This window comes from Streptomyces sp. UG1, assembly GCF_049974585.1.
Taxonomy (GTDB): Bacteria; Actinomycetota; Actinomycetes; order Streptomycetales; family Streptomycetaceae; genus Streptomyces.
Window position 1 is genome coordinate 1 of record NZ_JBNGGG010000019.1, and the last position, 19490, is coordinate 19490.

At 72.3% G+C, this 19490-nt stretch carries 16 protein-coding genes and 2 pseudogenes; 12 read left to right on the forward strand and 6 right to left on the reverse strand.

Going from position 1 to position 19490, the window contains the following annotated elements:
* From ACP4J3_RS21620 to ACP4J3_RS21630, 3 genes are all read left to right on the forward strand, one after another.
* Nucleotides 1-395: cbb3-type cytochrome c oxidase subunit I (locus ACP4J3_RS21620; protein ID WP_426536843.1), on the forward strand; the 395-nt coding region annotated here is incomplete at its 5' end.
* On the forward strand, nucleotides 392-715 hold the full coding sequence (locus ACP4J3_RS21625) for a hypothetical protein (RefSeq protein ID WP_426536845.1): 324 nt from the start codon (nucleotides 392-394) through the stop codon (nucleotides 713-715). The genes ACP4J3_RS21620 and ACP4J3_RS21625, both read left to right, overlap by 4 nt.
* Before the next feature lie 173 nt (nucleotides 716-888).
* Nucleotides 889-2100, forward strand: coding sequence for a glycosyltransferase (locus ACP4J3_RS21630; protein ID WP_426537144.1), 1212 nt, complete (start codon nucleotides 889-891; stop codon nucleotides 2098-2100).
* A 100-nt stretch (nucleotides 2101-2200) separates the two neighbouring features.
* Here ACP4J3_RS21630 and ACP4J3_RS21635 read toward each other — a convergent pair whose 3' ends face one another.
* Complete coding sequence (locus ACP4J3_RS21635) at nucleotides 2201-2863, reverse strand: TetR/AcrR family transcriptional regulator (RefSeq protein WP_426536847.1); 663 nt, start codon at nucleotides 2861-2863, stop codon at nucleotides 2201-2203.
* Nucleotides 2864-3010: 147 nt separating this feature from the next.
* On the opposite strand from ACP4J3_RS21635, the gene ACP4J3_RS21640 reads away from it, so the two are divergent.
* The gene (locus ACP4J3_RS21640) at nucleotides 3011-4258 is read left to right on the forward strand and encodes a YncE family protein (protein WP_426536849.1); all 1248 of its coding nucleotides are present in this window, start codon (nucleotides 3011-3013) and stop codon (nucleotides 4256-4258) included.
* Here ACP4J3_RS21640 and ACP4J3_RS21645 read toward each other — a convergent pair.
* The 4 genes and pseudogenes from ACP4J3_RS21645 to ACP4J3_RS21660 form a co-directional block, all read right to left on the reverse strand.
* Nucleotides 4259-4564: pseudogene (locus ACP4J3_RS21645) on the reverse strand (nucleotide disphospho-sugar-binding domain-containing protein); the annotation flags it as partial.
* A gap of 2 nt (nucleotides 4565-4566) precedes the next feature.
* Nucleotides 4567-4731: pseudogene (locus ACP4J3_RS21650) on the reverse strand (MerR family transcriptional regulator); the annotation flags it as partial.
* Between the two features lie 65 nt (nucleotides 4732-4796).
* Nucleotides 4797-6656 carry a cellulase family glycosylhydrolase gene (locus ACP4J3_RS21655; RefSeq protein WP_426536851.1) on the reverse strand — a complete coding sequence of 620 codons (1860 nt, stop codon included), beginning with the start codon at nucleotides 6654-6656 and terminating at the stop codon, nucleotides 4797-4799.
* A gap of 73 nt (nucleotides 6657-6729) precedes the next feature.
* Nucleotides 6730-8700 (reverse strand): GTP-binding protein, encoded by a 1971-nt coding sequence (locus ACP4J3_RS21660; RefSeq protein WP_426536853.1) that lies wholly within the window; start codon nucleotides 8698-8700, stop codon nucleotides 6730-6732.
* 252 nt (nucleotides 8701-8952) lie between these two features.
* Between ACP4J3_RS21660 and ACP4J3_RS21665 the strand changes: the two genes are divergently transcribed.
* From ACP4J3_RS21665 to ACP4J3_RS21695, 7 genes are read left to right on the forward strand one after another with little or no spacing between them, the layout of a single operon-like run.
* A complete protein-coding gene (locus ACP4J3_RS21665; RefSeq protein ID WP_426536855.1) occupies nucleotides 8953-9423 on the forward strand; it encodes a (2Fe-2S)-binding protein in 471 nt (156 codons plus the stop codon).
* Nucleotides 9420-11780 (forward strand): xanthine dehydrogenase family protein molybdopterin-binding subunit, encoded by a 2361-nt coding sequence (locus tag ACP4J3_RS21670; RefSeq protein ID WP_426536857.1) that lies wholly within the window; start codon nucleotides 9420-9422, stop codon nucleotides 11778-11780. Before ACP4J3_RS21665 ends, ACP4J3_RS21670 begins: the two co-directional genes overlap by 4 nt.
* The gene (locus ACP4J3_RS21675; protein WP_426536859.1) at nucleotides 11777-12631 is read left to right on the forward strand and encodes an FAD binding domain-containing protein; all 855 of its coding nucleotides are present in this window, start codon (nucleotides 11777-11779) and stop codon (nucleotides 12629-12631) included. Before ACP4J3_RS21670 ends, ACP4J3_RS21675 begins: the two co-directional genes overlap by 4 nt.
* A 15-nt stretch (nucleotides 12632-12646) precedes the next feature.
* A complete protein-coding gene (locus ACP4J3_RS21680) occupies nucleotides 12647-13522 on the forward strand; it encodes an AAA family ATPase (RefSeq protein WP_426536861.1) in 876 nt (291 codons plus the stop codon).
* Between the two features lie 5 nt (nucleotides 13523-13527).
* Complete coding sequence (locus ACP4J3_RS21685; protein WP_426536863.1) at nucleotides 13528-14928, forward strand: vWA domain-containing protein; 1401 nt, start codon at nucleotides 13528-13530, stop codon at nucleotides 14926-14928.
* On the forward strand, nucleotides 14921-16027 hold the full coding sequence (locus tag ACP4J3_RS21690; protein ID WP_426536865.1) for an XdhC family protein: 1107 nt from the start codon (nucleotides 14921-14923) through the stop codon (nucleotides 16025-16027). The genes ACP4J3_RS21685 and ACP4J3_RS21690 overlap by 8 nt, the downstream gene beginning before the upstream one ends.
* Nucleotides 16028-16059: 32 nt before the next feature.
* A complete protein-coding gene (locus ACP4J3_RS21695; protein ID WP_426536867.1) occupies nucleotides 16060-16668 on the forward strand; it encodes an SRPBCC family protein in 609 nt (202 codons plus the stop codon).
* 217 nt (nucleotides 16669-16885) lie between these two features.
* Here ACP4J3_RS21695 and ACP4J3_RS21700 read toward each other — a convergent pair whose 3' ends face one another.
* Nucleotides 16886-17392 carry a metallophosphoesterase family protein gene (locus tag ACP4J3_RS21700; protein WP_426536869.1) on the reverse strand — a complete coding sequence of 169 codons (507 nt, stop codon included), beginning with the start codon at nucleotides 17390-17392 and terminating at the stop codon, nucleotides 16886-16888.
* 157 nt (nucleotides 17393-17549) lie between these two features.
* On the opposite strand from ACP4J3_RS21700, the gene ACP4J3_RS21705 reads away from it, so the two are divergent.
* Nucleotides 17550-19487 carry a glycosyltransferase family 2 protein gene (locus ACP4J3_RS21705; RefSeq protein WP_426536871.1) on the forward strand — a complete coding sequence of 646 codons (1938 nt, stop codon included), beginning with the start codon at nucleotides 17550-17552 and terminating at the stop codon, nucleotides 19485-19487.
* The last annotated feature ends 3 nt before the right edge of the window (nucleotides 19488-19490 follow it).

Genomic DNA, 19490 nt, shown 5'->3' on the forward strand with positions numbered 1-19490 from the left:
AGCGCCTCGGCAAGATCACGTTCTGGACGCTGTTCATCGGCTTCCACGGCACCTTCCTGGTCCAGCACTGGCTGGGCACGAACGGAATGCAGCGCCGGATTCCGGACTATCTGGCGGTGGAGGGGCTGACGACGCTCAACACGCTGTCGACCGTCTTCTCGTTCGTGCTCGGGCTGTCGTTCCTGCCGTTCTTCTACAACATCTGGAAGACCGCGAGGTACGGCGAGAAGGTCACCTCCGACGACCCGTGGGGCTACGGCCGCTCCCTGGAATGGACGACCTCCTGCCCGCCGCCGCGCCACAACTTCCGCACCCTGCCGCGGATCCGCTCCGAATCCCCGGCGTTCGACCTGCACCACGCCCCTGCGCCGGAGAGGGAGTTGACCACTCTGTGAGCATCACCGACAAGTTCCTGAGCGACATCGAGGGGCATCTGCTGCTCGCCGCGACCCGCCAGGAGGGCCGTACGGCCGCCGCGCGTTTCAGCGCGCCCCTGCACTGGCTGACGGACGCCCAACGGGGCGAGGTGGAGCGGCGGTTCGAGGCGGAGTACCTCGCACTGGCCCGCACCTCCTGGCGGCTCACGGCGGAGCGTGCCGGGAGGCTGCGGGACGAGTACGAGGCGAGGTACCGCGACCTGCGGCGCCGGGCGCTGGCCGGCTGGCTGCTGACCTGCGCGGTGGCCCTCGGTGTCCTTGTGGTGTGCCTCGCCTAGGGCCGGGATCGGTGCCGGCGATGGTGTAACTCGTGCCGGTGGTGGCAACGTTCTGGCGAGCCGTCGTGGGAGAAGTCAACGGATGAGACAGACCTGAAGTCGCCCGTTCGCACCGCCGGTTGGGTGCCCTTCACCGCCGGCGCCGCCATACTGGCGAGGTGCGCGTAGCGATCATGACGGCGGGCTCGCGGGGCGACGTGGCCCCCTACACCGGACTCGGGCACGCACTGTCCCGGGCCGGACACGAGGTGACCCTGGTGACGCACGGCCGTTTCGAGCAGCTCGTGGCGGGGGCGGGCATGCGCTTCCACGCGCTGCCGATAGATCCGCTGGCCGAGCTGGAGTCCGAGCGCGGGCGGGGTCTGCACCGCAGCGGCAGCGGCGTGGGCAAGCTGGTGCGCGTGGTGGGCATGGCGCGGAGCCTGGCCGGGACGATGACGGACGACATGCTGGCCGCCGCGCGTTCGAGCGACCTCCTGCTCCTGGCGGGCTCGACGGCGCCGCTCGGGCACACCATCGCCGAGGGCCTGTCGCTGCCCAGCATCGAGCTGCCGCTCCAACCACTCGCCCCCACCCGGGAGTTCGCGCCGCCGATGCTCGGGGGCGGCTCCTGGGGCGGACTCGGCAACCGGGTCGCCGCGCATGGCGTGAACCTGGCCATCGAGCGGGTCTTCTCCGCGGCCGTACAGGATGCACGCGCACGGCTCGGGCCGGCCCGCACCAGGACGCGCGGCGCTCGAAGGGGCCCGGTGCTCCATGGCTTCAGCACCCTGGTGGTGCCCCGGCCGCACGACTGGGGTCCGCAGCTGCGCGTGACCGGCTACTGGTGGCCGTACGTCGGCGACGCCCGGCTCCCGCCGGAGTTGCTGGACTTCCTCGACGCGGGTGAGCCGCCGGTCTTCGTGGGCCTGGGCAGCGCGACCGTGCCGGATCCCGCGCGGCTGAGCGCCACGGTGGTGCGAGCCCTGCGGGCGGCCGGGCTGCGCGCGGTGATCCAGCGGGGCTGGGGCGGTCTGGAGGGCGCCGGGGACGACGTCCTGACCATCGGCGAGGTGCCGCACTGCGCGCTGTTCCCGCGCATGGCCGCCGTGATCCACCACTGCGGCGCGGGCACGACCGCGGCCGGGCTGCGCGCCGGGGTGCCGGCCGTGCCGATGCCGGTCCAGTTCGACGAGGGCTTCTGGGCCGCGCGCCTGGTCGGCCTCGGGGTGGCGCCCGCCGTCGTGCCGCTGCGGAGGTTCACGGCCGAGGCGCTGACGGCGGCCGTGCGCCGGGCGACCGAGGACCCGTCCTACGGCCGTCGCGCCCGGGCCCTGGCCGAGGGGCTGCGCGCCGAGGACGGCATGGCTCCCGTACTGGACGCGGTGAACGGGCTCGGCGGCTGAACCGCCCGGTCCTCTCGCGTCGTCAGCCTCGCGCCAGACCCCGACGTTGAACCGGCTCGGCCCTCGAGTCGCCCGGTCCTCTCGCGTCGTCGCCCGCACCTCAGCCCCCGGCGAGCGGCGGTCCCGAGGGCTGGAGGATGCCGAGGAGGATGCGGACCAGTTCGTCGACGACCTCGTCGAGGGTCGCGTCCACCCAGCCCGCGCTCCAGTCGTGCAGCAGCCCGTTGACGCTGCCGATGAACGCCGTCACGGCGAGGCGGTAGTCGCGCGGGGCCGCCTCTCCGCGGGCGACGGCGGCCGCCACCTCGGCGCAGACGAGGTCGATCCAGCGGGCGCGGCGGGCCAGGCGCTGCTTCTCCATGGCGGCACTGACGCCGATGATCTCGACGAAGGTGATGCGGATGCGGCGCGGATCGGCGGTGACGTTCCCGGCGTACGCGCGGAACATCGCGGTGGCGCGTTCGGCGAGCGGGAGGTGGTCCGCTTCCGCCGCGGCGGCCAGCAGGGCCGTCTCCGCCCACGCGTTGACCTCGAGGTGGAGGGCGGCCAGGACGTCTTCGAGGGTGCGGAACTCCTCGTAGAACTGACGGGTCGACAGCCCGGCGGCCTCGCTCAGCGCGGCGACGGTGGTGCCCCGGTAGCCGGGGCTGTCGCCGAAGAGCTGGAGCGCCGCGTCGAGGAAGCGCCGCCGTCGCTCGGCCTGTCGCTCCTTGGCCGACTTGCCGCCGTAACGGCCGGTGGGCGCCTTGAGCCTGCCCGCCACGCTGTCCTCCCGCCACCTCGCCGACCCGACGGCCAATTTTGTCGTGTACGCAGTCTTGTGGAGAAGGGCGCCTCCTCCTTACTTTTCAGTAAGTTGATTCTGAAAGCACCTGTGTTCAGATTCCCCCCTCAGAGGAAGAGAGCAGTCATGCCTGCCATCAGACCCAGGCACCTGTGCTCCGTAGCCGCCGCCCTCGCCCTGACCGTGACCGCCCCCGCGACCGCCACCGCCGCCGACTCCTCCGCCGCCCTGCGCGAGGTCATGTTCGTCGGCAACAACTGGGACGGCACGGCCGATGTCATCAAGTCCTCCGGCGACTTCGCGAGGATCGGCCGGATCAACGTCATCCCCGACAAGGACGAGCGGATGGCGGAGATCAACGCCAACCCCATCAAGTGGATCTACTTCATGGCGATCCGCAACAGCGTCGGCGAGGGCCACGACCAGTTCGTCGACGACATGTACTCGACGCCCGACGGCAGGTCCGTGGTGGTCTCGCGTCCGAGCTTCGCCGACGTGGTCTCCCTGGACCTGGCCACCGGGAAGGTCAACTGGCGCTTTGCGGTGTCCGGTTACCGCGCCGACCACATGGCGATCTCCCCCGACGGCAAGCGGGTGGCGGTGTCGGCGTCGACGTCCAACACCGTGCATGTGCTGGACATCGAGACCGGCAAGGAGCTGGGCAAGTTCGCCACCGGCGACAAGCCGCACGAGAACATCTTCACCCAGGACGGCAAGTACATCTACAACATGGCGATCGGTGACGTGAACACCCAGACCGACGCCCCCTGGCTGGACTGGACGAAGGGCGACCGGCGCATCACCGTCGTCGACGCGACCACGTACCAGCAGGTCAAGGTCATCGACATGCGCCCGAAGCTGGACGCCCTCGGCCTCAATGACTACTCGGACGCGGTCCGCCCGGCCGTGTTCTCGCCGGACGAGTCGAAGCTGTACTTCCAGGTGTCGTTCTTCAACGGCTTCTTCGAGTACGACCTGGCCTCCGACAGGATCACCCGCACCAAGACCCTGCCGAAGAACCCGGCGACCAGCGACGACCGCACGTCCTTCGTCAACGACTCGCGCCACCACGGCCTGTCGATGAGCCCGGACGGCAGCAAGCTGTGCGTCGCGGGCACGATGGACGACTACGCCACGGTCGTGAACCGCTCCACTCTCCAGGAGGGCCCGCTGGTCACCGCCTCCAAGCCCTACTGGGCCACGGTCAGCGGTGACGGGAAGTCCTGCGTGGTCTCCGAGAGCGGCACCGACCAGGTCACGGCCATCGACTTCGCGACCGGGCGGAAGCAGGTGTCGGTCCCGGTCGGCGACCATCCGCAGCGGGTCCGACTGGGCCATGTGGCGGCCAACTGGACCAGCCCGTCCGCCGGTTGATCATCCCAGGGCCTTCAGCACCGCCCCCACCGCGTCCTCGGTCGCCATGAGCCGTGCGGCGACCGAGGCGGCACGGGCGTACGACGGCTTCCGCACGACCCGGCCGAGCGCGTCGGCGAGCCGTGCCGCCCAGAACGGCTGATCGGCCGTCACCGGCACCGGGACCGCGGGCACCGCGGCGCGCAGTGCTGCCGCCGAGGTGCCCGCCCCGGCGTGGTGGACCACGGCGGCCGTCCTCGGGAACAGCAGCTCATGCGGTACGTCGCCGATGGTCAGGACGCCGACACCGGCGGCCGCGAGCCCAGCGCGTAGAAGAGGATCTGCCGGAGCCTGGCCAGGTCGGTGTCGCTGTACAGCCGGTAACCGGCGCCGCTGCGGCCGCCGGGCGAGAGCAGCCCCGCCCGGTCGTAGTGGTGCAGCGTGCGCACGGTCACCCCGGCGAAGGCCGCGACCTGCCCCACGGGATAGCTCATTCACCTGCCCTTTCGTCGGGTACAGCGTGCAGCCTGACGTAAGGGGAGGGTCAAACGGGGGTGTCTTATCCGGCGTTCCGCGCGGCCCAGGAGGAGAGTTCGGACCTCGCGGCGTCGAGCAGGGCGGTGGAGGGTGCGCTCGCCCCGTTCGTGACCAGGGCGTAGTGCAGGACCCCGGAGTCGGTGTCGGTGAGCAGCAGCCGGCGGCTGCCCGTGCCGCCGGGTTCCGCGGCCACGCCGACCGGGGTGGCCGAGGTGTACGGCGGCGGCGCGTACGCCGTGCCGAGGTCGGAGACCACGGTCGTGGAGCCGGTCGGGAAGGACGCCGGCAGGTGCAGTTCGGTCGGTGCCGTGCCGCTGCCGGAGCGCCACAGCAGCAGCCCGTACTGGCCCGATCCCACCAGACGCGCCACGTTCGGCAGTGAGCTGGGCACCGGGTTCCAGGTCAGGGTCGTGGAGCCGTCCCGGGAGCGGTCCTCGTAGGTGAAGGCGACGGTCGAACCGGAGGTGGCGCTCGGGTAGATCCGGTCGAGCAGGCGGGCGTCCTGCCGCAGCACCGGCGTGCCCGAGTCGTCGAGGCGTACGGCGGACAGGTCCTCGCCGTTCCAGGCGTCGCCGCCGGTCTGCACCTTGTCCGGGTTGTCGTTCATCAGCTCGCGGTGCCGGCCGTTGTAGATGTCCCACTGCCACTGGGTGCCGGAGAGGACAGGACCGGAACCCGCCGGGTTCGACCACCAGTTCGCGCCCTTCACCCGGGAGTCCAGGGCCTGGTACATCGCCTTGTAGACCGTCGGCGCCTTGTCGGAGACGGTTCCGGTGAGCGGGTGCCCGAACTCGCTGACGATCGCGGCCGTCCCGGTCGCCGAGGCGCGGTCGCGGACGGTCCCGAAGTCGCGCACGTACTGCCCGTCGGCCGCCTTGCCCCACATGAAGATGCCGGAGATGGCCATCTGGTCGTAGAAGTGGGTGTTGAACACGTAGCGCGGTCCGAGGGTGCCGGCGTCCAGCAGTCCGCCCTCCTCCTTCTGGAAGTCGAGGTTGGCGTTCCAGAAGAGGGTGGGCTCGACGAAGGCCGGTTTGGCCTGCCAGCCCGCCGCGTCCATGCGGGCGCGGAACTTGACGTAGAAGGGCCACAGCACGTCCTTCTCCCACGCCCGGCTGGTCTGGCCGGAGTCGTAGCGGCCCGCGTGCGGCTCGTTCCACGGGTCGAACCCGACGACGCCCGCGAACTGGGCGGCGGTGAGGTTCTGCCGTACGTACGTCATCGCCTTCTGGGCGGTGTCGAGGAAGGAGTCCTGGAGGCCGTACTCGTTGTGCCAGAAGTCGTACGTCGACTGCTTCACGGCCTCGTTCGAGGTGATGTTCTGACCCCAGAACGGGCAGATCCCGCAGTATTCGTCGGGATAGTCGCCGAGGTCGACCGCCCACTTGGGGGCGCCGTCGCCGGTGTACCAGCTGTCCGGGTCGAACAGCCAGCGGGAGTACAGGTCCTGGTGGAAGTCGGGGTACACGCGGATCCCGGCGTCCAGGAAGGCGCGCATCTGGTCGGTGGCCTTCGCGAGGTAGGCGGTGTCGACCTGGCCGCGCACGGGCTCGGCGTAGGCCCAGGACAGCAGGAAGCGCACCGAGTTGGCGCCGCCGAGGGCGCGCAGCGCGGTCGCGGACTTCTTCGCGTCGGCGGTCGACGCGAAGGGCAGACCGTTGTTCTCCTTGAGTTTCGTCTCGCCGGAGACGTTGTAGCCGCGCAGGACGACCTCGCGGCCGTTTCCGTCGACGAAGCGGCCGTTGCGCACGGTGAGGGGCGTTTCGTCGAACCAGAGGGAGTCGGGGAGGGTGGCGGCGGTGGCGGGAGAGGGGCCCGCCACCGACAGGGATCCGAAGAGGACGACCAGGACAACCAGGAGACGCGTCCGAATGTTCGGCATGTCCACTACAGTCCGGCGATATCAGGACACCGTCAACACTTCTGACTTCCTAGTAAGTTGATTCTCAGTCAGCTCAGTTGCCCACCCTGCGCGTCAGGTTCAGCAGATACTCCTTCCGGCTCAGCGGATTGAGATCGGTGCGCCGGCGCTCGGGCTCCGCACCGCGGACGGCCGGGGCGTAGTGGTCGAAGGCGCTCTCCAGCTCGCCCTCGCCGCGGGTCAGCCCCGGTAGCTGCTGCTCCAGTTCGTGGACATGGGCCGCGGGCACCGAGCCCTCCAGCGAGCAGGAGGCGCCGTGGGTCTGCGTGGTCCGCGGCACCGCGCGCAGCCTGGCCAGGACCGGCAGCAGCGCGGCCAGGGTGTCGCTCGGGGTCTCGATGCGGAAGCGGTGCATCGGCTCGTGCACTCGGGTGCCCGCCCGGCGCAGCGCCTCGATCAGGACCAGCGGGGTCAGTCCGCGGAAGTCGTAGCCCGTGCTGGACATGCTCTTGTCGAAGCCCTGATGGGCGTGGCTCTGCCGGGGCGAGTAGCCGGAGTGGGTCATGGTGACCGTGCAGTCGGGGATCCGCCAGCCGTACAGACCCTGGCCGAGGGTCTCGCGGACGGTGTCCTCGACGGCCTTGAAGAAGGCGTACGGCATGGAGCCCAGCTCCACCTCCAGGCGGAACTCGACGCCGGATCCGACCGGGGCCGGCTCGACGCGCAGGCCGACCGTGGCGAGGAAGGGGTTGCCGTCCTTGCCGTTGAACTCGACCGCCGCGCCCGGGCCGACGGGCCGCTCGACGCACAGCGGCGTCGTCTCGCGGAAGGTGACGTCGAGGCCGAAGTCGTCGGCGAGCGTGGCCTGGATGACCTCCTTCTGCACCTCGCCGTAGAGGGAGACGAAGGTCTCCTGCCGCACTTCGTCGTGGCGCAGGTCGATCAGCGGGTCCTGCTCGGCCAGGAGGGTGAGCGCGCGGTGCAGGGCCCGCCGGTCGGTGCCGTCGGCCGGGGCGACGATCGTCTCCAAGGTGGGTGGGGCGAAGTGGTGCCCGGTCGCCTTGCGGGGCTCGCCGATCGCGTCACCGATCCTGACGTCGGCCAGGCCCCACAGCTTGGCGATCCGGCCCGCCGCCACCGACCCCTCCCGGACGTCCGCGCCCTGGTCGAAGACGCTGATCGCGGTGATCCTGCCCTCGGCGCCGGTGTCGCCGAGGCGGATCCGGTCGCGGGTGCGCAGCGTGCCGGAGAACATCCGCGCATACGCCACCTTCTCCCCCGCCGGACCGCGCTCGACCTTGAAAACGGTGCCCGAGACGGGTCCCTCCGGGTCCCCGTCGGCAGCGGGCAGCAGCTCCCGGATCCCGCCGATCAGCGCGTCGACCCCCGCGCCCGTGATGGCGGAGCCGAAGTACACCGGATGGACGAGCGTCTGCCGGGTCTGGTCGACGAGGGCAGCGTGCAGACGGCTGTGGGAGACGGTGTCCTCGACGTAGGCCGCGAGGAGTTCGTCGTCGTGGCCGGCGAGGACGTCGAGCGCCGACGGGGTCGGGCCGGGGACGAAGCGGGCGGCGCGGGTGCCCAGGCCCTCGGCGGTCCCCATGGGCACGACGGCCGCCGTCAGCCGCTGCGACAGGGCCCGCAGAACGGCGTCGTACCGGGCCCCGCGCCGGTCGATCTTGTTCACGAGGACGAGCGTGGGAATGCGCAGGCGTTGAAGTGTGCGCATCAGGACGCGGGTCTGCGGCTGGACGCCCTCGACGGCCGAGACGACCAGCACGGCGCCGTCGAGGACGCCGAGCACCCGCTCCACCTCGGCGATGAAGTCCGGGTGGCCGGGGGTGTCGATGAGGTTGACCGTCACGTCGTCCAGCGCGAAGGAGACGACGGCGGACTTGATGGTGATGCCGCGCCGGCGCTCCAGCGCGAGGGAGTCGGTCCGGGTGTTCCCGGCGTCGACGCTGCCGATCTCGTCGATCACGCCGGCCGAGTGCAGCAGGCGCTCGGTGAGGCTGGTCTTACCGGCGTCGACGTGGGCGAGGATCCCGAGGTTGAGCAGGTGCACGAAGCGTCATGTCCTTCGATGAGGGGGTGGTTCCTTCCTGGGTGGACATGAACGCAGTGCGCATCTTCGCTCCTCGTTGCGTGACGACGGGACCCGTGAAGTGGACCAGGCCCGGACCCGAGCAGGCAATGGATTAACGCTCAACGAACGCTGCCGCAGCACTCGCCGCGGCACCGGAGCGGCCCTAGAGTGACGTGCATCACGCCCGGCCGATGTTTCCCTGTCCATTCCCACTCGGCCTCTGGAGGGCACATGACCCACATCTCGCTGAAGGTGGACGGCACGACCTACGAGGACGACGTGGAACCCCGTCTCCTCCTGATCCACTACCTGCGCGACCGCCTCGGTCTGACCGGTACCCCGATCGGCTGTGACACCTCGAACTGCGGGTCCTGCACGGTCGACCTCGACGGCGCGAGCGTCAAGAGCTGCTCGCTGCTCGCCGTCCAGGCGGACGGCGGCGAGGTCACCACGGTGCAGGGACTCGCCCACGACGGGGAGTGGTCCGAGCTGCAGAAGGCGTTCCACGCACGGCACGCCCTCCAGTGCGGCTACTGCACCCCCGGCATGATCATGGCGGCCCGCGATCTGCTGCGCGAGCACCCGCACCCCACACCGGACGAGGTACGGCACGGCCTGGAGGGCAACCTCTGCCGCTGCACCGGCTACCAGAACATCGTGCAGGCCGTCCTGGACGCCTCCGAGCAGGAGGTCACGACATGACCGAGACGGTGCAGCGGGAGGTCGGCCGCGCCCGGCCCCGCAAGGAGGACGCCCACCTGATCACCGGCCAGACCAACTGGACCGACAACATCGGCGTCAACGGACTGCTGCACTTCGCGCTCCTGCGCAGCCCGATGGCGCACGCCCGCATCGAGCGCGTCGACCTCTCCCCAGCCCTCGAACGCCCCGGCGTCATCGCCGCGTTCAGCGGCGCCGACCTCGCCGAGGGCCTCGGCTCGATGCCCTGCGTCTGGCCGGTGACCGAGGACATCGTGATGCCCGACCACCCGCCGATCGCCGTCGACGAGGTGCGCCACGCGGGCGACCCGGTGGCCGTCGTCGTGGCCCGCGACCGGTACGCCGCGGGCGACGCGCTGGAGGCGATCGAGGTCGACTACGAGCCCCTGCCCCCGGTCCTCGACCTGGAGGCCGCGCTGGAGCCCGACGCCCCGCTGGTGCACGCCGACAAGGGCACCAACCGCTGCTACACCTGGCCGCTGAGGACGGGCGAGGACTTCGACTCCGTACGGCAGCGCGCCGAGGTGACGCTGAAGCGCCGCTACCACCAGCAGCGGCTCATCCCGAACGCGATGGAGCCCCGCGCGGTCGTGGTCACGCCGCTCGCGTCGTCCGGCGAGTACACGCTGTACTCCTCGACCCAGGTCCCGCACATCGTGCGCGTGCTGATGGCCATGGTCACGGGCATCCCCGAGAACAAGATCCGGGTCATCGCCCCGGACGTCGGCGGCGGCTTCGGCTCCAAGCTCCAGGTGTACGGCGAGGAGGCCATCGCCCTCGCTCTCGCCCGGCGCCTCGGCCGGCCGGTGAAGTGGACCGAGTCCCGGTCCGAGGGCTATCTGGCGACCCACCACGGGCGCGGCATGATCCAGGACGTCGAGATCGCCGCGATGCGCGACGGCAGGGTGCTCGGGCTCAAGGTCGACCTGCTGGCCGACATGGGCGCCTATCTGATGCTGATCACGCCGGGCACCCCGCTGCTCGGGGCGTTCATGTACCCGGGCATCTACAAGATGGACGCCTACGATTTCACCTGCACGGGCGTCTTCACGACCAGGACGCCGACCGACGCCTACCGCGGGGCCGGGCGCCCCGAGGCGACGTTCGCCATCGAGCGCACGATGGACGAGCTGGCCGTCGAACTCGGCATGGACCCGGTCGAGTTGCGGCGCCGGAACTGGATCCGGCACGAGGAGTTCCCGCACACCTCCGTCGCGGGCCTGACCTACGACAGCGGCAACTACGAGGCGGCCACGGCGAAGGCGCTGGAGCTGTTCGACTACGACAAACTGCGCGCCGAGCAGGCCGACCGCAACGCCCGGTCGGACACCGTACGGCTCGGCATCGGCGTCTCGACGTACACCGAGATGTGCGGCCTGGCGCCGAGCCGGATCCTGAGGGACCTGCGGTACGCGGCCGGCGGCTGGGAGGCGGCGAGCATCCGCATGCTGCCCACCGGCAAGGTCGAGGTGGTCACCGGCACCAGCCCGCACGGGCAGGGCCATGTGACGTGCTGGAGCCAGATCGCCGCCGATGTGCTGGGGGTGCCGTTCGACGACGTCGAGGTCGTGCACGGCGACACCAAGGCGGCCCCGCAGGGCATGGACACCTACGGCTCCCGTTCGCTCGTGGTCGGCGGGACGGCCGTCCACCACGCGGCGCTGAAGGTGGTGGACAAGGCCCGCAAGGTGGCCGCCCACCTGCTGGAGGCCAGCGAGCAGGACCTGGACTTCGCCGGCGGGGTCTTCTCGGTGAAGGGCTCCCCGGAGGCGCGCAAGACCATCCAGGAGGTCGCCTTCGAGACGTTCTCCTCGCACGACCTGCCCGACGGCATGGAACCCACCATCAACGCCGAGCACCTGCTCGACCCGGACACCTTCTCCTACCCGCACGGCACCCACCTGTGCGCGGTCGAGGTCGACACGGAGACCGGGCAGACCCACATCCGGTCGTACGTCTGTGTCGACGACGTCGGCCGGGTGGTCAACCCGATGATCGTCGAGGGACAGGTGCACGGCGGCCTCGCCCAGGGCATCGCACAGGCGCTGTTCGAGGAGGCCGTCTACGACGAGGAGGGCAACCTGGTCTCCGGCACGATGGCCGACTATCTGGTGCCGTCGGCGCCGGACCTGCCCGAGTTCGTGACGGACCGGACGGAGACACCAGCGACGTCGAACGCCTTGGGCGTCAAGGGAGTCGGCGAGGCCGGGACCATCGCCTCCACACCCGCCGTCGTCAACGCGGTCGTGGACGCACTGCGCCCCCTGGGCGTGAAGGACGTCCGCATGCCCTGTACGCCCGAGCGGGTCTGGAAGGCGATCGAGGAGGCACGGTCATGATTCCTCCGGCATTCGACTACGCCCGTCCGACGAGCGTCGACGAGGCGGTGCGCGTGCTCGCCGACGGCGGCGAGGACGCCAAGGTGCTGGCCGGCGGGCAGAGCCTGCTGCCGCTGCTGCGGATGCGGCTGGCCTTCCCCGAGCTGCTCGTCGACCTCGGCCGCGTCCCCGAGCTGCGCGGGGTGCGCGAGGACGACGGCACGCTCGTCATCGGCGCCATGACGAGCCACCACCAGGTGCTCCACGACCCGCTGGTGCGCCGGCACGCCGGTGTGCTGGCCGCCGCCACGGCCACGGTCGCGGACCCCGCCGTACGGCATCGCGGCACCCTCGGCGGCTCGCTCGCGCACGCCGACCCGGCCGGGGACCTGCCGGCGGTGGTGCTGGCCCTGGACGGCGAGCTGGTGGCGGTCGGTCCGCGGGGGCGGCGGGTGATCCCGGCGCGGGAGTTCTTCGTCGACTATCTGCAGACCGCGCTCGCGCCCGACGAGATCCTGCTGGAGGTGCGGGTGCCCAAGACGGACGGCTGGGGCTTCAAGTACGAGAAGTTCCACCGGGTCGCCCAGGCGTGGCCGATCGTCGGCGTGGCCGCTCTGGTGCGCCGGGACGACGGCCGCATCGCCGAGGCGCGCGTCGGGCTGTCCAACATGGGCACCACGCCCCTGCGCGCCGCCACGGCCGAAGAGGCGCTGTCCGGCGCGGCGGATCCGGACGCGGTGGCCCGGGCCGCCGACGAGGCCGCGGAAGGCACCCGACCCGCACAGGACACCTCGGGCTCGCCCGAGTACCGGGCGCATCTGGCGCGGGTGCTCACCAAGCGGGCGGTGCTGGCGGCCGCCGGGATGGGGTGAGCGACGATCACCGTGATGGACGGCCCGGAGCAGGTGCGGGCCCGCCTGGAGGAGACGGGATATCTCGTCGACGAAGGGCTGGCCATCGCCTGCTACCTGGCCCTGCGGCTGGGCCGGCCGCTGTTCTGCGAGGGCGACGCGGGCGTCGGCAAGACCGCGCTCGCCTCCGCCCTCGCCGAGGCGCTCGACGCCCCGCTGATCCGGTTGCAGTGCCACGAGGGCATCGATGCCTCGCAGGCCCTGTACGACTGGGACTTCCCGCGTCAGCTGCTGCGGCTGCGAGCCGCCGAGGCCGCCGGGGTGACCGACGCCGACCGGCTGGAGGGCGAGCTGTACGACCGGCGCTTCCTGATCTCCCGGCCGCTGCTGCGGGCCCTGGAGACACAGCCGTCGGTGCTGCTGATCGACGAGATCGACCGGGCCGACGACGAGTTCGAGGCGTTCCTGCTGGAGCTGCTGTCGGAGTTCTCGGTCACCATCCCGGAGCTCGGCACGCTGCGGGCAAAGACGCCGCCGGTGGTGGTGCTGACCTCCAACCGCACCCGCGAGGTGCACGACGCGCTGAAGCGGCGCTGCCTGTACCAATGGTTCGACCACCCCGGCTTCGCCCGTGAACTGGCCATCGTGCGGCGGCGGTTGCCGGGGGTCTCGGCACGGCTGGCGGAGCAGGTGACGGCGCTGGTGCAGGAGCTGCGCGGCCACGATCTGCTCAAGCCGCCGGGTGTCGCCGAGACGATCGACTGGGCCGAGGCCCTGGACGCGCTGGGCGCCGACGAGGTGGACGCGGAGCTGGCGACGGCCACGCTGGGGTCGGTGCTGAAGTACCGGGAGGACGCGGAGCGGGCACGGGGGCTGGACTTCGCCGCGGTGCTCGCCGTCCGAGGAGCGTGAGGGCCATGCTCGCCGCCGACGCCGCCCTCCTCGGCTTCGCCCGCGCCCTGCGCGAGGCGGGCGTCGACGCGAGCGCCGAGCGGGTGTACGCGTTTCTGTGCGCGGTGGACGCCCTGGGTCGGGTGCGGGAGGTCCCGTCGTCCGCACGGGGCACGGGCGCAGCGGCGGCGGGGAGGGGCCTCCCACCCGAACCACCGTCATCCACGCAACGCACGGACACAGCAGCGACGGGAAGGCACCTCCCACCCGAACCACCGTCGCCCGCGCGACGCGCGGGCGCAGCGGCGGCGTGGGGGTGCCCCCCTCTCCAGCCGTGCGAAGGGCGGTTCGGGCGGGAGGGTGCGGGAGCGCTCGAGAGGCGTGCGGGGGTCTGGGCGCAGGCGGGAGATCCGAGGCACGGTCTGCGGCCGGGGATGCGGGCGGACGTGTACTGGGCGGGGCGGCTGACGCTGTGCGGGGACCGGGACGACCTGGAGCGGTACGAGCGGGTCTTCGCGGCCTGCTTCGGCGGCGGGGAGCCCGCCGAGCGGAGGCCGGCCCAGGCTCCCGCGCCCCGGCTTCGCCCGGTCCTGCGGGACTCGGAGACCGAGCGCCGCGCGCCCGCCTCCGACGACCACGGGACGACGCCCACGGCCGCCCTCGCCAGCTCCGCCGAGGTGCTGCGGCACCGCGACATCGCCGGCCTGGACGCGACCGGGCGGGAGGAGGTGCGCCGGCTGCTGGCCGCGTTCGCGCTGCGCGGCGAGGCGCGGAGATCGGCGCGGCGGCGGCCGGCCCGGCGCGGGGCGGTCGATCCGCATCGGACGGTGCGTGAGCTGCTGCGGCGCGGCGGGGAGCCCGCGCGGCCGCGCCGGCACACACGGACCGAGCGGCCCCGGCGTGTGGTGCTGCTCGTGGACGTCAGCGGCTCCATGGCCCCGTACGCGGACGCGCTGCTGCGCTTCGCGCACGCGGCCGCCCGGGGCAGTCGTACGGAGGTGTTCACGATCGGCACCCGGCTGACCCGGGTGACACGGGAGATGGCGCACCGCGATCCGGACCTGGCGATGACCGCGGTCGGGGCGGCGGTGCCGGACTGGCGCGGGGGCACCCGGCTGGGCGAGTTGCTGCGGGCGTTCCTGGACCGGTGGGGGCAGCGCGGGATGGCGCGCGGTGCGATCGTGGTGGTGCTGTCCGACGGCTGGGAGCGCGGCGATCCGGAGCTACTGGGCGCCCAGATGCGCCGTCTGCACCGGCTGGCCCACCGGGTGATCTGGGCCAACCCGCGCAAGGCACGCCCCGGCTACGCGCCCCTGGCGGCCGGTATGGCGGCGGCGCTGCCGAGCGTGGACGCCTTCGTCGAGGGGCACAGCCTGGCCGCACTGGAGCGGCTGGCGGCGGTGGTGAGAGGAGCGGGCGATGCGTGAGATTCTTCCGGCGCTCGGCGGCTGGTACGCGGCCGGGGTGCCGTTCGGACTCGCCACGGTGGTCGCCACCAGCCGCAGCGCCCCGCGCGATCCCGGTGCGGCGATGGCGGTGGGCCCGGACGACGAGGTCGTGGGCAGTGTGTCCGGGGGCTGTGTGGAGGGCGCGGTCTTCGAGCTGGCGCAGGAGGTGGTGGCGAGCGGCGAGGCACGCCTGGAGACCTTCGGCTACAGCGACGAGGACGCGTTCGCGGTAGGGCTGACCTGCGGTGGTGAGATCACCCTGTTGGTGCGGCCGGTGACGCCGGCGGGCGATCCGTCGTTCGGCGAGGTCGCGGAGTCGGTCGCGGCGGGCCGTCCGGTGACCGTGGCGACGGTGACCGACGGTCCGGCGCCGCGCGGTGCGACGCTCGCCGTGTGGCCCGACCGGGTCGCGGGCACGCTGGGCACGCCCGGCCTGGACGTGGCGGTGACGGCCGACGCGCGCGGTGAACTCGCCCTCGGCGCCACGGGCCTGCGGCACTACGGCCCGCACGGCGAGCGGCGCGAGGACGCGGTCACCGTCTTCCTGCACTCCTTCGCGCCGCCGCCCCGCATGCTGGTGTTCGGCGCCATCGACTACGCGGCCGCGGTCGCCCGCATCGGCGACTTCCTCGGCTACCGGGTCACGGTGTGCGACGCCCGCCCGGTCTTCGCCACGCCGAAGCGCTTCCCGCCGGGCGTCGAGGTGGTCGTGGACTGGCCGCACCGCTACCTCGGCGGCACCGACACCGACGAGCGCACGGTGATCTGTGTGCTCACCCACGATCCGAAGTTCGACGTGCCGCTGCTGGAGGTGGCACTGCGGCGCCCGGCGGCCTACATCGGGGCGATGGGCAGCCGCCGCACCCACGACGACCGCATGAAGCGCCTGAGCGAAGCCGGGCTCGGCGAGGACGAGTTGGCCCGGCTGCGCTCGCCGGTCGGGCTCGACCTCGGGGCCCGTACGCCCGAGGAGGTCGCCGTGTCCGTCGCCGCCGAGATCGTCGCACTGCGCTGGGGCGGCAGCGGCGCACCACTGACGGCCACGGCGGGCGCGATCCATCCCCAGGGGGTGTTCTGAAAGTCCCGCACGGCAGCCGGTTGGAGGAAGTCATGGAGCTGCACCACGAGTTCACCGTCCCCGTCCCGGTCGACGACGCCTGGCGCACCCTTCTCGACATCGAGCGCGTCGCGCCCTGTATGCCCGGGGCGAGCGTCGAGGAGTACGACGGCAAGACCGTGAACGGCGCGGTCAAGGTCAAGGTGGGCCCGGTCACCGTGACGTACAAGGGCACCGCGGTCTTCGAGGAGCAGGACGAGACGGCGCACCGCATGGTGCTGATCGCCAGCGGCCGCGAGACCCACGGGCAGGGCACCGCACGGGCCACGGTCACCAGCACGCTCAGCGAGCACGACGGCGCCACGACCGTGTCGGTGCGCACCGATCTGACAGTGACCGGGCGTCCGGCGCAGTTCGGACGCGGGGTGCTGGCCGAGGTCGGCGACCGGCTGGTCGGGCAGTTCGCGGCCTGTCTGTCGGAGCGGCTGGCCGCGCCCGCGAGCGAAGCGACGGTGGCCGGGGAGCGGCCGGACGAGCCGCTGGACCTGTTCCGCACGGCCGGGGCGCCGGTGGCCAAGCGCGCCGCGGTGGTGGGGGCGGTGGTCGGCGTGGTGCTGCTGATGGTGTGGGTACGGCGGTGGCGGCGGGGCCGTCGGAGGTGACCCCCGGCCACCGATCAGCCGCGTATGGCCGGAAATCGGTGGGTGTACGGCGGGCGCGAGGGGGTAGTCGCGGCACAGCGGAGGCATACGTGCCCCCGAACCCAGCCTCTGAGCGGGAAGGAGGTCCATGACAGCGCACTGCAGCGCCCGGGCCGCTTCCATACGCGAGGAGCGGCCCGGATCTTGTGCCGGGCCCATTCGCCGTTGATGGCGGCCGTCAGCGCGGTGGCAGCCGGTGGAGTGCCACGTCGGTGAGGCGTCCCCCGGCCACGGTCGCGGTCGCGGTCATGTAGGTGCAGTGGGGCTGCCGGCGGCGGTCCGTCGGGGAGCCGGGATTGAGCAGGCGCAGGCCGGTGGCGGTGGTCGTGTCCCAGGGGATGTGACTGTGCCCGAACACCAGGACGTCGATGTCGGGGAAGCGGGCGGCGCAGCGCGCCTCGCGGCCCTGGGCGGGGCCCGTGTCGTGGACGACGCCGAAGCGCAGGCCGCCGAGTTCGGCGTACGCCGTTTCGGGGAGCCTGGCCCGCAGGTCCGGTCCGTCGTTGTTGCCGTGGACGGCGACGAGGCGGCGGCAGCGGCTCTCGAGCAGGTCGAGCGTGGCCGTGTCGACCCAGTCCCCCGCGTGGAACACGACGTCGGCGCCCGGGAGTTCGGCGAGCAGCCGATCGGGCAGGGCCTTGGCGCGCTTGGGCAGGTGGGTGTCGGACATCAGCAGCAGTCGCACCCCGTCAGGCTAGCGGCGTAAAGATCCTCGGGGCGGCTCTCCGGGCCCGCTCGGTGTGGTTGAGCGGTGGACAAACCCAGTGACAGGGTTAGCATTTGGCCACGAGCGCAGTAATCCGGTGCAAACACCCAGCGACCCCCAGGGGGCATGGAGACCGATGCCGATCAAGGTCAGCGTGGTGGTCCCCGTGTACAACCCGGGGGTCTATGTCGAGGACTGCATCGACTCGCTGCTGCGGCAGTCGTTGCCGCCGGACCAGTACGAAGTGATCTTCGTGGACGACGGCTCCACGGACGGCACGCCCGCCCGGCTGGACGAGCTGGCCGCCGCGGAACCCCGGGTGAAGGTCGTTCACCAGGAGAACTCCGGCTGGTCGGGCAAGCCCCGCAACGTCGGTATCGCCGCCGCCCAGGGCGAGTACGTGATGTTCGTCGACAACGACGACCACCTCGGCGACGAGGCCCTGGAGCGGATGTACGACTACGGCGTGTCCCACGACGCCGACGTCGTGGTCGGCAAGATGGCCGGGAAGGGCCGCGGGGTCCCGGTGGAGCTGTTCCGCCGCAACCACCCGCGCGCCACCGTCGAGAACGCGCCGCTGATCGACAGCCTCACCCCGCACAAGATGTTCCGCCGGGCCTTCCTCGACGCCATCGGCCTGCGCTTCCCCGAGGGCAGGCGGCGACTGGAGGACCACGTCTTCGTCACGGAGGCGTATCTGCGCGCGGGCAACGTCTCGGTGCTCGGCGACTACGTCTGCTACTACCACGTCCGGCGGGACGACGCCTCGAACGCCGGATTCCAGCGCTTCGACCCCGGTGGCTACTTCAAGAACCTCCGGGAGGCCCTGGACGTCGTCGAGCGGTACACCGAGCCGGGGCGGTTGCGCGACCGGCTGTTCAGGCGCTGGCTGCGGGTGGAGATGGTCGAGCGGATGCGCGGGCGGCGGCTGCTCGCCATGCCGGCGGACTACCGCCGGGAGCTGTTCGAGGAGATGCACCAGGTCGTCGTGGAGCGCTTCGGGCCCGGTGTCGCGGCCGGGCTCCAGCCGACGCAGCAGGTCGTCGCCGCGCTGATCGCCGCCGGCCGCTACGACGGCGTCGAGGCCTTCGCCGAGTGGGAGGCCGGCATCGCCCTCACGGCCGTACCGGAACGCGTGGCCTGGGAGGACGGCACCCTGCGGGTCGGCTTCACCGCCGAGTACACCTCCGTCGGCGAGCCGATGGCCTTCCCCGCCGGGGCGGCCCGCACGCCCCTCGACGGCCCGCCCGAGAACCTGGCCGCGGCCGTCGCCTGGGTGGGCGCCGACACGACCGCCCGGTTCAAGGGGGCCACCGCGGACCTGCTCGTGCGCGAGCGCGCGAGCGCCGCCCAGTACTTCCAGCCGGTGGAGTTCACCCGGGAGGAGGTGCCGGTCGGCGACGACGGCCAGGTCCGCCTGATGCTGCGCGCGACCGCCACCGTCGACCCCGGCGCCCTCGACCGCGCCGGCGTCTGGGACGCCTTCGTCCGGGTCAAGCTGGGCGGCTGGACCAAGGAATGCCGGCTCGGCCCGGCCCCCCGAGCGGCCCGTCCCACGCCGCCCGCCGCCCTGGTCGGCGACCACCTGGTGCTGCCGTACTGGACCTCACCGCACGCCCATCTCGCCCTGGACGTCGACCGCGCGACCCACGACCTCGGCCTGGCGACCCTCGCACGGGACGCCGTGACGGCCTCGGCCGACCTGCTGCGCGTGCCGCTCCCCCTGCACGTCCCTCGCGCGGGCACCCGGACATCGCTGCGCCTGACCTCCTCCCACACCACCCACGACGTACCCGCCACGCTGTCCCCGCAAGGCCCCGGCGCGCTGCTGGATGCGGTGCTGCCCCTCGCCGAACTGCGCGGGAGAACCTGGCGCGTGGCGCTCGGCGCGCCGGGCCCGCGCTTCCTCGCACTGCCCTTCGCCCTGCGCGCCCAGGCCGCCGGCCTGCACGTCGTGCACCGCCCCCGCCCCAGCGCCCTACGACGACTCGACCGCAAGGCACGACGCAGGCTCGGCACGGCGCTGGGCCGGACGGCGGCCCGGCTGCGCGCCCGGGCCGCCCGCAGGAGGTGAGGC

What these genes read in the sequence shown, in the direction of transcription:
- ACP4J3_RS21630 (WP_426537144.1), top strand. Translation starts at nt 889, where the DNA reads ATGACGGCGGGCTCGCGGGGCGACGTGGCCCCCTACACCGGACTCGGG.
- ACP4J3_RS21640 (WP_426536849.1), top strand. Translation starts at nt 3,011, where the DNA reads ATGCCTGCCATCAGACCCAGGCACCTGTGCTCCGTAGCCGCCGCCCTC.
- ACP4J3_RS21655 (WP_426536851.1), bottom strand. Translation starts at nt 6,656, where the DNA reads ATGCCGAACATTCGGACGCGTCTCCTGGTTGTCCTGGTCGTCCTCTTC.
- ACP4J3_RS21665 (WP_426536855.1), top strand. Translation starts at nt 8,953, where the DNA reads ATGACCCACATCTCGCTGAAGGTGGACGGCACGACCTACGAGGACGAC.
- ACP4J3_RS21670 (WP_426536857.1), top strand. Translation starts at nt 9,420, where the DNA reads ATGACCGAGACGGTGCAGCGGGAGGTCGGCCGCGCCCGGCCCCGCAAG.
- ACP4J3_RS21675 (WP_426536859.1), top strand. Translation starts at nt 11,777, where the DNA reads ATGATTCCTCCGGCATTCGACTACGCCCGTCCGACGAGCGTCGACGAG.
- ACP4J3_RS21680 (WP_426536861.1), top strand. Translation starts at nt 12,647, where the DNA reads ATGGACGGCCCGGAGCAGGTGCGGGCCCGCCTGGAGGAGACGGGATAT.
- ACP4J3_RS21685 (WP_426536863.1), top strand. Translation starts at nt 13,528, where the DNA reads ATGCTCGCCGCCGACGCCGCCCTCCTCGGCTTCGCCCGCGCCCTGCGC.
- ACP4J3_RS21690 (WP_426536865.1), top strand. Translation starts at nt 14,921, where the DNA reads ATGCGTGAGATTCTTCCGGCGCTCGGCGGCTGGTACGCGGCCGGGGTG.
- ACP4J3_RS21695 (WP_426536867.1), top strand. Translation starts at nt 16,060, where the DNA reads ATGGAGCTGCACCACGAGTTCACCGTCCCCGTCCCGGTCGACGACGCC.
- ACP4J3_RS21705 (WP_426536871.1), top strand. Translation starts at nt 17,550, where the DNA reads ATGCCGATCAAGGTCAGCGTGGTGGTCCCCGTGTACAACCCGGGGGTC.